Below are 14283 nucleotides of genomic sequence, written 5' to 3' on the forward strand. Positions count from 1 at the left end.
TTGAATCACCCTAAGTTACGGATTATTTATATGGAATTCAATTAATTTTGAAAGTATAAGTATTGGCTATTTCAATTGAAAAGCCAAAATCAGACAAATTCTTATTTCACTAATGGTTTACAATTGGCTTTATTTTGTCCAAATCCTCAAAAAACTCAGGGTACGATTTTCCCACCGCCTCGGCCTCATTAATCTCCACCTCACCATCTGCTGACAGGGCTGCCACAGCACAGGCCATGGCAATTCTATGATCGCCGTGCGATTGTACCTTTCCACCTTTTACCTTTCCACCATAAACACGCATAAGTTCGCCATCAATTTCAATGTTAATACCCAGCTTGGCAAATTCCTGCTGAAGCGTGGCTGCGCGGTCGCTCTCCTTTACGCGTAATCGGCTCACGCCAAGAATTCGCGATTCGCCCTTGCAATGGGCTGCAAGCGCAGCCAGCGGAGGGAATAGGTCCGGGCAATGTGTCGCATCAAAATGAAAAGCGTTTAGCTCGCCCTTGCCAGCAACAATCAAATTGTCTTGTATCGATATTTTTGCTCCCGCCCATATCAACGCCTCAATTATTGCCCGGTCGGCCTGCTTCGACATCGGATTTAGGTTGCTAACCCCAACCTCACCTGCAATGGCGCCAGCCACAAGCAAGAATGCTGCACCGCTCCAGTCGCCCTCTACCGAGTAAATGGTTGGTTTGTAGTGCTGATTTCCCCTTACCTTGAACTCGGTGTAATCTTCGTGTTCAACAGAAATCCCGAATATCTTCATTATCTCAATGGTGAGGTCGATGTAAGGTTTGCTCTGCAGGTTATTGACATATATTGTGGAATCGGCTATTGCCAATGGTGCAGCCATAAGCAATCCGGTAAGCACTTGCGAACTGAGCGAACCATCTACATTTACCGTACCACCTTTAATTGGCCCTTGTACGGTTATGGGAATAAATCCCTGTTGGCAAACACAGCTTGCGCCCAATGCTTTTATCGATTCTTCAACAATTCCCATTGGTCGTTTGGTAAGGGTTCCTCCGCCTGTTAGCGTTACCGGTTGGTTTAGCGTTGCTGCTATGGATGAAAACATCCGAATACCCAACCCTGATTCGCCGCAGTGCAGTGGCTTTTCAGGTGCCGTTATCCCTCCCTCAATTAACAGTTTGTCGTCATCAATACGTATTTTTGCTCCTAAAGCTTTGCATACGTTAATGGCCGCCATCACATCATCGGACGTTCCAGGGTATAACACCTCCGATTTTCCCTTTGCCAAGCTGGCAAGGGCAATGGCCCTTTGGGCTACACTTTTCGATGCGGGGGCTGCAAGCATTCCCTTAATTTCCGAAGGCTTTACTAATTTCTTCATCTATAATAGCTTTTATGCTTTTTTTGCTTAGGTTCTTTGTTGATATTACCAGATCAGCATTTTTTAACTTCTCGGTTTGGCTGGCTGAAGTGGGGTATTCCAAAATCTGTAAATCGGGTTTTTTAAGGTTGATATTGAGAGCGTTCTCCATAATTTGTATGGGAGGGTTTTCGCTCATAATCAGCCTAAATGCTTCAATGGCTTGATGTAGCAGCCATCGTTTACCTTTTATAATTTTTTTACCTCGACTCTTTGCTAGCTCGCTTACTTTTGAAGATTTATAGGATGCATCTAAAAGAGTTTCAAAATCTAGTTTTTCAAGAAATGGGGGAAGAGCATTTGGAACCAGAGTTGACACCACTACATCGTAGCTTACCGATACGTCAAAGTTTTCCCAGCTTGCAACCTTGCAACCAAAATCATCGGCAATGATCTTAGCTTTACTGTGGGTTCTGTTACAAATTGTAACATCAGCACCCTTACTTTTTAAACCAAAAACCACCGAGCGTGCAGCTCCACCACCGCCCAGCACAAGGCATTTTTTTCCCAATAGCTCAATGCCAGCCTCCCTTAGCGATTGGGTAACACCGTAGTGATCGGTATTGTAGCCAATTAGCCTGCCATATGAGTTTACAATGGTATTTATGGCGCCAATTTCCTCGGCATCGAGCGAAACCACGTCCACCAGCGAAACCATATCCTCCTTGAATGGTGCTGTGATATTTGCCCCCGCTAGCGGCATTGAGCGGATAATATCAATAATATCGCTAGCCGATTGCGGTCTGATGCGGGTATAGAAAGCATCCATATCAAACTCATTAAAAACTGAGTTGAATAGTTGGGGGCTCTTGCTGTGTAGTATTGGGTTGCCAAAAACGGCAAAAAATTGTGTCATATATGTAATGGATTAATTTTTAACACAGACCTGCCAGCGGGCAGGTCTGTGTTTCCACAAATTTAAAGTTTCAACAATAACATTTCCATATCCGCATAGCTAATTTGTCCTGGTGCGGTTTCTTTCCCTTTTATCGATGCGTAGGTAAATGGCGCACCAAGCTCTACCGACTGTATTCGGGTATTTTTGCCAATATCACCCATGGCGAATGCCACAAGGTTTCTATGATTTGTGTAAAGTTGTAGCACTCGCGCGCAATCGCTTTCACTGTTTGCCATGCAGGCAAGCTTGGCAATTTCGGCTCCATTGCCAAAAAGGTTACGAACTATTTCATTTAGCTGAACGGTATCGGGTGTTTCGGAGAAATTGTGATACGATAAGATAACCCTGCAGCTGTTCTTTTGGGCTGTTTCTATTAGTCTGCATATATACTTTCCGGGTGTTTCTATATCAATATCGATATATGCGCAACCGGACAGTATTGCCTTGGTGAGAGTTGTCACCATTCCTTCGAAATCGGTAGTGGTGCGGTATGTGGCAATTAGGTTTTTATGCTGATTAAAAACTGTGGCCAACTCGTTATCTGTAAGTTGCATTAAGTCGATACGTATTTCGGCCAGCGCAACGTTTTTTAGGTGTACTAAAATCTCGCTAAAGCTTAGGTTGCCAATGCTAAGGCAGATTTTTGGGTTCATTTAGGTTTTGTTTTAATGGTTTGGGTTGTGGTTAGAGTAGCAGAGCGAGCAACGATTCGTTTCTGACGAAATCGCACCTAACGGTTAGAATTGTAGCGAATTTCCGATGTCAGCCCATCTAGTCTCTTCACTTTTTGACGAGAAGAGACTACACTTCCCTTGTTACCGCCTGTTTTTTTCTATCTTGTTTTCTAATTCACTTTCAATTTCTTCAATTGAGGGTAATTTCGTTTTAAAGTTTTCAGGGATAGCATCTGTCAGACGATATTCGCTGATTCCCATTGGTTTGTTTATGTCTCTTAGTGCATATTCTACTTCAATTCTGTCTTTACTTTTACATAAAAGAATTCCAATTGATGGATTGTCATTTGTCTTTCTAAGCTGGCTATCAATTGCTGATAAGTAGAAGTTTAGTTTTCCTGCAAATTCAGGTTTGAATTTTCCTGATTTTAATTCAATTACAACATAACAGCGTAATTCAACATGATAGAAAAGCATATCAATAAAATAGTCATTTTCGCTAATTTCTATTTTAAACTGTCTGCCAAGAAATGCAAATCCTTTTCCTAATTCAAGTAGGAATTCAGTGATATGCTTTGCTAGTTCATCCTCAATTGCTTTCTCAAGGGCATCGTCTTCTAACCCTAGGAAGTCAAAGTTATACGGATCTTTCAACGTCTGTTCTACTAGTTTCGATTGAGAAGCAGGGAGAGTATTCCCAAAATTATGAATTGCTTTACCAGCTTTTTCGAAAAGTTTTTTGGTAATTTGTATTTCAAGAGTGTCTCTATCCCAGCCATTCTCAATTGTTTTCAAACAATAGAACTCTGCCTCATCAATATTCTTTACTTTACTAATTATAAGTCTATTGTGACTCCATGGGATTTGTGCCACGGGCTGTGGCACAAATTGATATTTCTGAGAATAGAATTTGTACCATTGACTCATGGCGTATAAATTTCTACGAGAAAAACCTTTGATTTGTGGAAATTCATGCTTTAGTTCAGTTGCAACCCTTTCGATAAAATTGCTTCCCCAGTTTGCTTTTTCTTGTTTCTCTGCAACTGATTTTCCAATATCCCAATACAACTCAATTAATTGTGAGTTAATTGAAAAGGCAACTTTTCTTTGCGCTTCATGTATTCTGGATTTTAAGTCAATAATCCAATTTCCAAAGTCTTTTATGTTCAATTCTTGGTTCATAAAGTAAAAATAGCATTTTTCTCACGTTCAGCTCTCAGTTAAAATTGCCAATAATCTTTGTGTAATTAGCTATTAATAAACGTTTTTAGTTCGTTAAATGAAATCCGCTCAATCGCCACTTCGCCAATCCTTTTTATTAGTATAAAGTCAATGCCACCTTCGTTTTGCTTCTTGTCCTTAACCATTGCATTGAAAATATCCTCAGGGTTATTCTTAATGCAAACGGGTAAATCGAGGGCAATTAGCACATTTACAATACGCAGGTAGTCGGTATTTGATATTAAGCTCATTTTTGCCGATATCCGTGCCGCAAACTCAAGCCCAATGCTTACGCTCTTTCCGTGCGATAGTCCAGTTACTTTTTCCACGGCGTGTCCCCAGGTATGCCCAAGGTTTAGCTTTTTTCGTTCTCCCTGTTCGCGCTCATCGGCTTGCACAATGCTTGCTTTAATCCTTACCGAGTGGGCAACAAGTTTTTCCAGCATCTCAGCATTGGATGACTTTAGTTCTTCGGCGTTCTGCTCAATAAAACCAAACATTTGCTTATCGGCAATTAGGGTGTGCTTCACAATCTCGGCAAATCCGTTGAGGTACTCTTCCTGTGGAAGGGTGCTCAGCAGATTAATATCGCAGATAACAAGTTTTGGTTGGGTAAAAGTGCCCACAATGTTTTTGTATCGTTGGAGGTTCACCCCATTCTTGCCACCAACGCTGGCATCTACCTGCGATAGGAGCGAAGTGGACACAAAACCAAAATCGACCCCACGCATAAATACCGATGCCACAAAACCAGCCAAGTCGCAGGTAACGCCGCCACCAATGCCAAGTATAAACGAGTTGCGGTTAGCTCCATTCTCTAACAGCCATTGGCATATACTGCCAACTTCTTCAATACTTTTTGAACCCTCGCCGGGTTCAACACTGTAGGTAGGGAAATGCGGAAACCTCTTACCGTGAAGGGTTTTAACATTCTCGTCGGCAACTATAAATATCTTTGCCTTGGGTAGATATTTAGTAACGTTATCAATGGTCTCACCAACTAGCACTGTCGAGTGTCCGTACAAACCTCTAATTTCTATTTTCTCCATTACGCATTGCTTTGAGCACATAAAATTAGGCTGTTTTTTTTACTTTACCGCCGATTGTAGTATTTGATCCTGCTGAAAAGCGCATGACTCCTTGTGGATGCTATTAAAGAGTTTACGAACAAATGATGGCCTAAGACCTTGATCGCTTGCCAATTGGCCAATTCGCTGCAAAATACTTTCCCAACGTGAGGGCTGAATAACATCGGTATTACTAAGTTTTTTGGCTTCGGCAATGTGTTTTACCAAGTTCATTCTATTGGCAATTGCACGAATTAGCTCATCATCAATTAGGTCGATTTCAAGCCTAAGTTCCGAAAGCAGCTCGTCGGGATTACTGTATCCAGGCTCACTGATTAACCTGTTGAGCATATTAGCAAAACTGAGAGGAGTTAGCTGTTGCGCTGCATCGCTAAGGGCTTGTTGTGGGTTGGGGTGTACCTCTACCATTAATCCATTAAAACCCATCTCCATAGCCCTTTGGGCAATGGGTGACACTAAGTGGTTTTTTCCGGCAATATGACTTGGATCGCAAATAATTGGCAGTTCGGGCATACGTTCTTGCAGGAGTTGGGGTATGTTCCAACTAGGATTATTGCGTAGGATAGATTCCCCTGAGAGTGTGAAACCACGATGTACAGCGCCAAGTTGCGAAACGCCTGCCCTTGCAAACCGATTTATAGCCCCTTCCCATAGGTTAATATCGGGACTAAGCGGATTTTTCACCATGATGGGAATGTCTACACCCCTAATAGCATCGGCAATCTCCTGAATGGTGAATGGGTTACTAACCGTGCGAGCGCCAATCCAAAGCATATCAACGCCGTGCTTAAGAGCTTCGTAAACGTGTCGTTCCGATCCAACCTCGGTGGCAACAGGTAGTCCGGTTATGGCTTTGGCCATATTTAACCATTTAAAGCCTATGGTTCCAACTCCTTCAAATGATCCAGGGCTAGTGCGGGGCTTCCAAATCCCTGCCCTAAGGTAGTGCACTCGGCCATCGGCTGCCAATGCTTTGGCCGTTTCTATAACCTGCTCCTGCGATTCGGCGCTGCAGGGCCCGGCAATTATTAATCGCCCTGTTTCCTCAAGGATATTGCTAATCCGTTTCTGTTTGGTTGATACTTTTACCTCTGTTTTCATTGGTTTATTTTGTTAGGGATATTATTTCAATTTCTTCTGATTTAGCACTCTGTTTGCTTTCGTAGGTAGCACGTGTTTTTCTTGCTTGCTCCATCAGGGTTTGAAGCGGAGTTAAGTTGTTCTCGCTAAGACTATCGGCAAGCAAGTCGATGGTTTGCCCCAATGAGCGTAGCGCATCAACCACAAATTCCTTGTTTTGCGAAAGTATGGGTAGCCAAACTTCGGGAATACTTGCTGCCAATCGGGTTGATGAGTCGAACCCACTTGATGCCATTTTGCTCCAGCTTTGGCTCGTACTTTCCCTAAATTCTGGTAATCCAGCATATGCATAAGCCATTATTTGTGGAAGATGTGAAACTAGTGCTGCGTTGCAATCGTGCTGTGTGGGCGTTAAAAAAATCGACTTAAGTCCAACTTGGCTAAATATTTCCATAGCCTTATTCAAAGATTGCTCTGATGATAGTTCGCGTTCACAAATAGCCACTGTTTTACCTTTAAATAGGTTTGCTCTTGCTGAACTTGGTCCGGATTGTTCACTCCCTGCCATTGGATGCGAGGCAATAAAGGCGTTTCGCCTTGGGTGATTCTGTACACTCTGGCAAATGGCCATTTTGGTTGATCCTGTGTCTATTACCACAGCATCATTTGGCAAATTATCGAGAACTTGAGGTAAGGTTTCAAGAATATGATCAACAGGAGTTGCAAGAATTACTATAGTTGATTGGTTGATTGCCTGCCTGCCGAAAAGGCAGGATTGATTGCCTGAATGACTTGGTGCATCAATTGCTCCAGTTGTCTTGGCCTGCTCAAGATTTGCCATAATTTTATCGCAACCTATTACAAAATGTCCATGCTTGCGAAGTGCCATTCCAAATGAGCAGCCAATTAATCCTGTTCCAATTATTGTGATTGTTGCCATTGTTACTATTAATTTAATGTGATACTTTGGTTATTGCTCTGAATGTGAGTTGGGTAAACTCCCATAACCCATAGCTGCGATACCTGCTTCGAAAGCCAAATCATCGACCTACGGGCATGCTCCATACTCCGATAACATAAGTCGGCGTGGAAGATATACTCCCATGCCGACCCAACCATTGGTAGTGAGTGAAGCATTGTAAGATTTACCCCCTCATTGGCTAAGGGCGATAAAAGTGCTGCAAGTCCGCCCGGAGTATGCTTTGCCGTGAATGCAATGGTGGCCTTTATTGCACTATTTTTGGCAAATGGGCTGTCAACCGGACTAATAACCAAAAACCTAGTGAAATTCACCTTGTTGGTTTCAATTGATGGTGCAAGAACCTCTAAACCATAAAGCGAGGCAGCTAGGCTACTGCCGATAGTTCCCACTCCTACAAGGTTATTTTGTGCAATAACCCTTGCGCTAAGCGCAGTGTCAACGCTCTCAACAAGCTCAATATTTGGGAACGATTGAAAGAATGGTTTACACTGCGCAATGGCCATATTGTGCGATTCCACCCTATGCAAATCGAAAATGGATTGGTTTGGCAAAGCCATTAGGTTTTGCGATATCCTGAGGTAAACCTCTCCAATAACGTTTAGCCCCGATTCGCGCAGTAGAACAAAATTGGGGAGAATACATCCCACAAGTGAATTCTCAACGGCCATTACGCCGTACTTGGCTTTCCCGTTCTTAACCGACTCAACTAGTAGTTCAAACGTTTCGCACTCAGCTAAGCTTATTCCTTTACCAAAATAGTTTTCGGCTGCTTCCTGGTGGAATGCTCCCTGATACCCTTGAATTGCAATTCTTTTCATAGCATACTTAAATAAAAAAGGCTCCCGTTCTGGGAGCCTTATCTGTTAAACCTTATTTTTATTGTTGATTTATGCACACAGATATTTTGGCTCCCAATTGCTTTGGTAGAAGTAAAAGTAGAAGCCAAAATATGAATTGCTGAAAGTGTGCATTTTGTTATTTGTTTCTTTTAGTTCCGATTAAAACGAAAAAAGCCCCGCTTGTACGGGGCTTGTCAGTATTTTATGGTTTTATTCTCTGTTTTATTAGTCCATACCACTGCTAAGCCCCTTTATTGCTAAAGAAGTAAAAGTAATAGCTGTAATATGAGCGAGTGTTGTTCATCTTCAATATTTTTTGCAATGATAGCTGTTTTATGCGAATTATAGTACGTTCAATAGAACAAAAATTAATATTTAACATTAAATTATTTTTACTATTCGTTTATATTTCATAATATCAATACTTTATGTAGTTTTAGAATTTTCTTGGAATAACATTTTTCTAAAGTTCCTTGTCTGCTTTAGCCTGTCGATGGATCGTTTTGCCTCCGGAAAATTAAGTGTTTGTTGTCCATCCGAGAAGGCTTTTTCAGGAATAGGATGTATTTCCATTAGAACGCCATCGGCACCTGCCATAACCGATGATAGAGCCATGGTCTCTACGTGCTCTCGAATACCTATGCCGTGCGATGGATCGCAGAACACGGGTAAATGACTTTTCTCCTTCAGTAAAGGAATGGCATTGAGGTCGAGGGTGTTTCGGTACATCTTCTCAAAGGTTCTTATTCCCCTTTCGCACAGAATAATATTCTCGTTGCCATTGCAGAATATGTACTCTGCTGCCGCCAGAAATTCTGAAATTGTACTCGACATACCTCTTTTAAGTAGTATGGGTTTGTCTAATCTCCCCAGTGCATCGAGAAGGTTATAGTTTTGCGCATTGCGTGTACCAACCTGAAAGATATCAACGTAGGGGTACATCTCTTCAATCTGCGAAACCTGCATCACCTCCGTAACCACTTTTATTCCTCTAGTCTTGCATTGATGAGAGAAAAATTTTAGTCCTTCAATACCCAACCCACGGAATGCATAAGGGGAACTGCGAGGTTTGAAAATGCCTCCTCGCATCAGCTTTACATCATTCTCGCTCAGGAAATTCACTATTTCCTCTACCTGCTCCTCACTTTCAATGGCGCAGGGACCAAGGGTAAGGGTTAGATTATCGCGTGATATGGTTATTTCATCACCCAAATCAATAGCTGTATCATTTACCCTCCATTGCCTTGATACCAGTTTGCTTTCATCATCAACAATATGCACATCTTTTACTCCATCAAGTTTGCCAATGGTTCTTATATCAACCTCTGCTTTGCCTAAACAGATTAGGTAGTGAGCATTGTTGGTTACCACTTGATTGGGTTTGAGCCCAACCGATTTAATGTGGTCAATTAGTTCATTTGCCTTATCCTCTGAGCAGGTGTTATTTAGTTGTATTAGCATTTTACTCTATTGTTTTATTCCCAAGTTTCTGAAAAAAAGATCTATGTCTGAATCTAATGTTTTTTCACCTTTAAGGGAGTTGATAAATGCAGTGCCTATTATTGCCCCTTGGGCATAGGTGTGCGCAAAGTCGATGGTTTGCCTGTTGTGTATTCCAAAACCAACAATTACTGGGTTTTGTAGGTTGAGGTTTTTTAGCCGGGTAAGGTAATCGCTTTGCTTTTGCGAAAACAACCCCTGCGATCCGGTTATGGCATAAGTACTTACTGCATATATAAAGGGCGACGAGAGCTCATCAATTTCCCTAACCCTATCATCAGTTGTGTTGGGCGTTACAAGGAAAACCATTCCCAGCTTATGCTTCTCGCAGATTGATTTAAACGATTTTCGGTAGTAATCCAAGGGCATATCGGGGACAATTAGGCCGCTTACCCCAACTTTGCTTGCCCTTTGGGCAAATCTTTCTAGCCCATATTGCAGAATGGGATTTAGGTAGCCCATAAGCATAATTGGCCTGCTAAAAACTGATCTTGCCTCGTGAAGTTGACCGAATAGTTTATCAATGGTCATTCCATTGGCAATGGCCTTTGCGCTTGATTGCTGAATCACTGGTCCATCGGCCATTGGGTCGGAGTAGGGCATACCCACCTCCACCATATCTACCCCATTACGTTCAAGCGCTTTCAAAATTGGAATAGTGCTATTTAACGAAGGGTATCCAGCGGTAAAGTAAACCGAAAGGATTTTTGATTTTTTTTGAAGTTTCATACCTTATTCTTTTTTTCAACACTGAGACACAGAGTTTTTTTGGGTTGATTGTTGAGGGATCCTGTTTTAGGTTTAAACGCTAAGTCGCTAGGGCGCAAAGGCAAAATGCTCATAGGTAACAGTGTCCATTTGTCTTTAATTCGTTATTCACCATTCGATATTCCGTATAACTTCAATTTTACGACCTCAAACTTCTCTCCTCAACCTTTGGTTTGTGAGATATACTCTCAACGCTTCTTAACTTATCTACTCCTCTGTGTCTCCGTGTCTCTGTGTTATATATTTTCTCTAACGTTATTTAATTCCATCATATACTCCTCCATATCTTTATCGCCTCTGCCGGAGATGTTTACAACCACTATGTCGGTTGGGCTAAACTTCTCTTTCTTTAGCAGTGCCACGGCGTGAGCCGATTCCAATGCAGGGATTATTCCCTCGGTTTGGGCTAGCCAGTTGGCTGCCTCAATGGCTTCAATATCAGTTATGGGAACATACTTAGCTCGTTTGATTTTAGCCAAATGGGCATGTTGAGGACCAATTCCTGGATAGTCGAGTCCAGCTGAAATGGAGTGAGCCTCAGTAATCTGGCCGTCATTGGTTTGCATCAGGTAGGTATAGCACCCGTGGATTATACCCTCAGTTCCAGCGTTAATGGATGCTGCCGTCTCTCCTGAGTTTACCCCATTACCTGCCGCCTCAGCGGCAATTAGTTTAACAACTGGATTATCGATAAAATGATAGAATGCCCCAATTGAATTACTTCCACCTCCAACACAGGTAATTACTTGCGTGGGTGCATCAGTGTTTTCAAAGTGCTTAATCTGCTCAATTATCTCGGCGCTTATCACCGACTGAAACTGCGCCACCATATCGGGGTAGGGGTGCGGCCCAATGGTTGACCCAATAAGGTAGTAGGTGTCGTTAGGATTGGCTATCCAGTAGCGAATAGCTTCGTTGGTGGCATCTTTTAAGGTTTGGCTACCCGATTCAACGGGTATAACCTCTGCGCCAAGCATTTTCATTCGGAAAACATTTGGTTGTTGGCGACTAACATCCTTCTTACCCATAAATACCTTGCAGGGTAAACCTAGCAATGAGCAAACCGTTGCCGTAGCCACGCCGTGCTGTCCAGCACCCGTTTCGGCAATGATGTATTTCTTGCCAAGCATTTTGGCCATAAGTATTTGTCCAACCACGTTATTAAGCTTGTGCGAGCCAGTGTGGCATAAATCTTCACGTTTCAAGTAAATCTTAGCGCCTACTTCATTGCTTAAGTTTTTAGCTGGTGTTAATGGAGTTGGTCGGCCAACGTAGTTTTTAAGTAAGTTTTGAAACTGACTTTTAAACTCATCTGAGTTGATAATTCTTTGGTAATTATCAGTAAGTTCCTTTACGTTGGGGTAAAGCATTTCTGGAATGAATGCACCGCCAAAATCACCATAAAAGCCGTTAATGTCTGGTTTTAAAATCATTGGTTTAGCTTTTTTAGAAATCTTTTTAAACTATCAATATCCTTTATTCCGGGTTCTGTTTCGAATCGGCTATTTATGTCGACTCCTATGCATTCTGGTAGGTTCAGTGATTTAATATACTCCGAGTCCTCAGAGCCGATTCCACCTGCCAGTAAGTATGGAGTACTCAGAGAGTAATCCTCTAAAATGGAGTGTTTAAACTTATATCCATTGCCTCCTGCCAGTTTACCATCGGTATCGAATAGGAAATGATCAACCTTGCCCTCGTATTCTTTAAGCTGATAGACGGGAAGGCTATCCCAAACCTTGAATGCTTTTATCACCCTAGCAAAATCTTTTGCCTTATTGCAGTACGATGGACTTTCTGAGCCGTGGAGCTGTACTGTATCAAAACCATATTGCTGAACTAGTTTTTTAAGTTGATCAAGTTGCAAATCAACAGTTACCAGTACATTGCTAATCTCCTTGGGAATTTTTTCGAGATTAAGGGAGTTTATATCTTTTGATACATCCCTGGGGGATGATGGGTGGACAATAAAACCCATAAGGCTGGGTTTAAGCATTGCCACCTGCTCAATATTTACCTGATTGGTATTTCCGCAAATCTTAATCAGCATACTCATTCGCTTTAATGCTTTTAATAAAATTGGAGAGTGCCTTGCCCGGATTTGCCTCACGCATAAACCTTTCGTCTATTAGGAATCCGCTAAATCCAGCATTTTTAAATAAACGATAATCGGATATTGAACTTATGCCGCTTTCTGCTACAGCACAGATTCCTGTGGGTAGCTGTTCCATCGTTTTTAAGGTATGCTCAAGACTAACCTCAAACGATTTAAGGTTTCGACTATTGATACCCACAATTTTAGCATCGGCGGGAAGTTTTACTATGCTTTCGGCAGCGTGTACCTCGAAAAGAACTTCAAGCCCAAGGCTTTGGGCTGTTGCGTAATAGGATGTCATTTCCTTTTCTGACAAAACTTCTGCAATAAGCAGAATGGCATCGGCACCAATGCTCTTTGCTTCATATATTTGGTAAGGGTCAACAATAAAATCCTTTCTGAGGATTGGACAATAGTTATACTTTCGCGCATTGGTTAAATCATCGTTGCTGCCACCAAAAAATTTGTTATCTGTTAGCACCGACAATGCCGATGCACCAGCTCTCATATAGTTAGTACAAACTTTCTCGGGTTTGGCGTATTGGTTAATCATCCCTTTGGATGGCGACATACGCTTGAACTCGGCAATAATACCGTAAAGGTCATCTCGCTCAATATACCATTGCAGCGATACGGTATCTGTTTTGAAGAAAATGCTCTGCTCCAGGAATTTAATGGGGTATATTTCCTTCTTGAGCGATACCTCATTGCGCTTATGTGTAATTATGGTTTCGAGGATATTCATTTCTGTAGATCGATTAAAGTTTTAAAACATCTATAGGCACTACCCGATTCCAACGAATCCTTGGCAGCACTTACAGCATCTTTTATTTCATATAACCCTTTATAGCAAGCAATTGCAAGTGCACTATTGGCTATAACGGCATTGTTTTGAGCAACGGTACCTTCTCCCTTGAGAACATTAATAAATATGTTTGCAGCATCCTCAACGGAATCGCCGCCGTGAAGGGATTGTTGTGTCAGGGTTTCGAACCCAAAATCGGCAGGAGATAAAATATCTTCGCCCATATTTGAAAAGATCTTAACCTCAGAGGTTAACGACACCTCATCGTAACCATCAACGCTATGAACAACCATATACCCTTCGTGATTTTTCTGCAAAAGGTAGTTGTAAAGCCTAGCAACCTCAAGGTTATAAACCCCGCTAACCTGATATTTGGGTCGCGCAGGGTTAACTAGTGGACCAAGGATATTGAAAATTGTTTTAATTCCCAGCTGCTTCCTTACAGGTTCAACCGCTTTTAGTGCAGGGTGGAATAGTGGGGCGTGAAGAAAAGTAAGCCCTGCTTTATTCATTTCGTTCCTTAGCTTGTCATTGCTATTGGAGAACTTATAGCCAAAATACTCCATCACGTTAGATGAGCCTGATATGGACGATAAGCCGTAGTTTCCGTGCTTTGCCACGGGTATGCCAGCACCAGCCACCACAAAAGCCGATAGTGTGGAAATATTAAATGTATTTTTCCCATCACCCCCAGTTCCACAGAGGTCAATTGTGGGTAAGTCGCCAAGATCAACAGGCACAGCAAGGTCCAAAAGTATCTCGCGGAAACCCACAAGCTCATTGAGGCTGATGCTTCTGACCAGAAATAGGGTAAGCATTGCAGAAACCCGAGCATCGTTAATATCACCCTGGGCAATGCTACTCATAAGGTCCCTTGCCTCGTTTCTCGACAGTTCCTTTAGGTCGATTAGTTTTTTTAGCACTTCCATTTTTA

The 14283-nt window shown here is 42.1% G+C and carries 14 protein-coding genes; all 14 read right to left on the reverse strand.

Going from position 1 to position 14283, the window contains the following annotated elements; genetic code table 11:
* Positions 1-109: 109 nt before the first annotated feature.
* Positions 110-1360, reverse strand: a complete 1251-nt coding sequence (gene aroA, locus G8O23_RS09115; protein WP_166363997.1) for a 3-phosphoshikimate 1-carboxyvinyltransferase — start codon at positions 1358-1360, stop codon at positions 110-112.
* Positions 1329-2255: a shikimate dehydrogenase family protein gene (locus G8O23_RS09120; RefSeq protein ID WP_166363999.1), complete on the reverse strand. Its 927-nt coding sequence runs from the start codon at positions 2253-2255 to the stop codon at positions 1329-1331. The genes aroA and G8O23_RS09120 overlap by 32 nt, the downstream gene beginning before the upstream one ends.
* A gap of 62 nt (positions 2256-2317) precedes the next feature.
* Positions 2318-2950, reverse strand: coding sequence for a type I 3-dehydroquinate dehydratase (locus G8O23_RS09125; RefSeq protein ID WP_166364001.1), 633 nt, complete (start codon positions 2948-2950; stop codon positions 2318-2320).
* Positions 2951-3112: 162 nt separating this feature from the next.
* Positions 3113-4153, reverse strand: a complete 1041-nt coding sequence (locus tag G8O23_RS09130) for a PDDEXK nuclease domain-containing protein (protein WP_166364003.1) — start codon at positions 4151-4153, stop codon at positions 3113-3115.
* Between the two features lie 65 nt (positions 4154-4218).
* Positions 4219-5241 carry a 3-dehydroquinate synthase gene (gene aroB, locus G8O23_RS09135; protein WP_166364005.1) on the reverse strand — a complete coding sequence of 341 codons (1023 nt, stop codon included), beginning with the start codon at positions 5239-5241 and terminating at the stop codon, positions 4219-4221.
* Positions 5242-5280: 39 nt separating this feature from the next.
* Positions 5281-6381, reverse strand: coding sequence for a chorismate mutase (locus tag G8O23_RS09140; protein WP_166364007.1), 1101 nt, complete (start codon positions 6379-6381; stop codon positions 5281-5283).
* Positions 6382-6385: 4 nt separating this feature from the next.
* Entirely contained in the window at positions 6386-7300 is a 915-nt protein-coding gene (locus G8O23_RS09145; RefSeq protein ID WP_166364009.1) for a prephenate dehydrogenase, read from the reverse strand.
* Positions 7301-7308: 8 nt separating this feature from the next.
* Positions 7309-8160, reverse strand: coding sequence for a prephenate dehydratase (locus G8O23_RS09150; RefSeq protein WP_166364011.1), 852 nt, complete (start codon positions 8158-8160; stop codon positions 7309-7311).
* Positions 8161-8607: 447 nt separating this feature from the next.
* On the reverse strand, positions 8608-9642 hold the full coding sequence (locus tag G8O23_RS09155) for a bifunctional 3-deoxy-7-phosphoheptulonate synthase/chorismate mutase (protein ID WP_166364013.1): 1035 nt from the start codon (positions 9640-9642) through the stop codon (positions 8608-8610).
* A gap of 6 nt (positions 9643-9648) precedes the next feature.
* Complete coding sequence (trpA, locus tag G8O23_RS09160; RefSeq protein WP_166364015.1) at positions 9649-10410, reverse strand: tryptophan synthase subunit alpha; 762 nt, start codon at positions 10408-10410, stop codon at positions 9649-9651.
* A 275-nt stretch (positions 10411-10685) separates the two neighbouring features.
* Positions 10686-11882, reverse strand: a complete 1197-nt coding sequence (gene trpB / locus G8O23_RS09165) for a tryptophan synthase subunit beta (protein WP_166364017.1) — start codon at positions 11880-11882, stop codon at positions 10686-10688.
* Positions 11879-12499: a phosphoribosylanthranilate isomerase gene (locus G8O23_RS09170; protein ID WP_166364019.1), complete on the reverse strand. Its 621-nt coding sequence runs from the start codon at positions 12497-12499 to the stop codon at positions 11879-11881. The genes trpB and G8O23_RS09170 overlap by 4 nt, the downstream gene beginning before the upstream one ends.
* Positions 12489-13289 (reverse strand): indole-3-glycerol phosphate synthase TrpC, encoded by an 801-nt coding sequence (trpC, locus tag G8O23_RS09175; RefSeq protein WP_166364021.1) that lies wholly within the window; start codon positions 13287-13289, stop codon positions 12489-12491. Before trpC ends, G8O23_RS09170 begins: the two co-directional genes overlap by 11 nt.
* Complete coding sequence (gene trpD, locus G8O23_RS09180) at positions 13286-14278, reverse strand: anthranilate phosphoribosyltransferase (protein ID WP_166364023.1); 993 nt, start codon at positions 14276-14278, stop codon at positions 13286-13288. The genes trpC and trpD overlap by 4 nt, the downstream gene beginning before the upstream one ends.
* Positions 14279-14283 lie beyond the last annotated feature (5 nt).

Origin of the sequence: Perlabentimonas gracilis, assembly GCF_011174675.1 — a bacterium.
In the GTDB taxonomy this organism is placed as follows: Bacteria; Bacteroidota; Bacteroidia; order Bacteroidales; family Tenuifilaceae; genus Perlabentimonas; species Perlabentimonas gracilis.

What these genes read in the sequence shown, in the direction of transcription:
- aroA (WP_166363997.1), bottom strand. Translation starts at nt 1,360, where the DNA reads ATGAAGAAATTAGTAAAGCCTTCGGAAATTAAGGGAATGCTTGCAGCC.
- G8O23_RS09140 (WP_166364007.1), bottom strand. Translation starts at nt 6,381, where the DNA reads ATGAAAACAGAGGTAAAAGTATCAACCAAACAGAAACGGATTAGCAAT.
- aroB (WP_166364005.1), bottom strand. Translation starts at nt 5,241, where the DNA reads ATGGAGAAAATAGAAATTAGAGGTTTGTACGGACACTCGACAGTGCTA.
- trpD (WP_166364023.1), bottom strand. Translation starts at nt 14,278, where the DNA reads ATGGAAGTGCTAAAAAAACTAATCGACCTAAAGGAACTGTCGAGAAAC.
- G8O23_RS09120 (WP_166363999.1), bottom strand. Translation starts at nt 2,255, where the DNA reads ATGACACAATTTTTTGCCGTTTTTGGCAACCCAATACTACACAGCAAG.
- G8O23_RS09150 (WP_166364011.1), bottom strand. Translation starts at nt 8,160, where the DNA reads ATGAAAAGAATTGCAATTCAAGGGTATCAGGGAGCATTCCACCAGGAA.
- trpB (WP_166364017.1), bottom strand. Translation starts at nt 11,882, where the DNA reads ATGATTTTAAAACCAGACATTAACGGCTTTTATGGTGATTTTGGCGGT.
- G8O23_RS09145 (WP_166364009.1), bottom strand. Translation starts at nt 7,300, where the DNA reads ATGGCAACAATCACAATAATTGGAACAGGATTAATTGGCTGCTCATTT.
- G8O23_RS09130 (WP_166364003.1), bottom strand. Translation starts at nt 4,153, where the DNA reads ATGAACCAAGAATTGAACATAAAAGACTTTGGAAATTGGATTATTGAC.
- G8O23_RS09170 (WP_166364019.1), bottom strand. Translation starts at nt 12,499, where the DNA reads ATGCTGATTAAGATTTGCGGAAATACCAATCAGGTAAATATTGAGCAG.
- G8O23_RS09125 (WP_166364001.1), bottom strand. Translation starts at nt 2,950, where the DNA reads ATGAACCCAAAAATCTGCCTTAGCATTGGCAACCTAAGCTTTAGCGAG.
- trpC (WP_166364021.1), bottom strand. Translation starts at nt 13,289, where the DNA reads ATGAATATCCTCGAAACCATAATTACACATAAGCGCAATGAGGTATCG.
- G8O23_RS09155 (WP_166364013.1), bottom strand. Translation starts at nt 9,642, where the DNA reads ATGCTAATACAACTAAATAACACCTGCTCAGAGGATAAGGCAAATGAA.
- trpA (WP_166364015.1), bottom strand. Translation starts at nt 10,410, where the DNA reads ATGAAACTTCAAAAAAAATCAAAAATCCTTTCGGTTTACTTTACCGCT.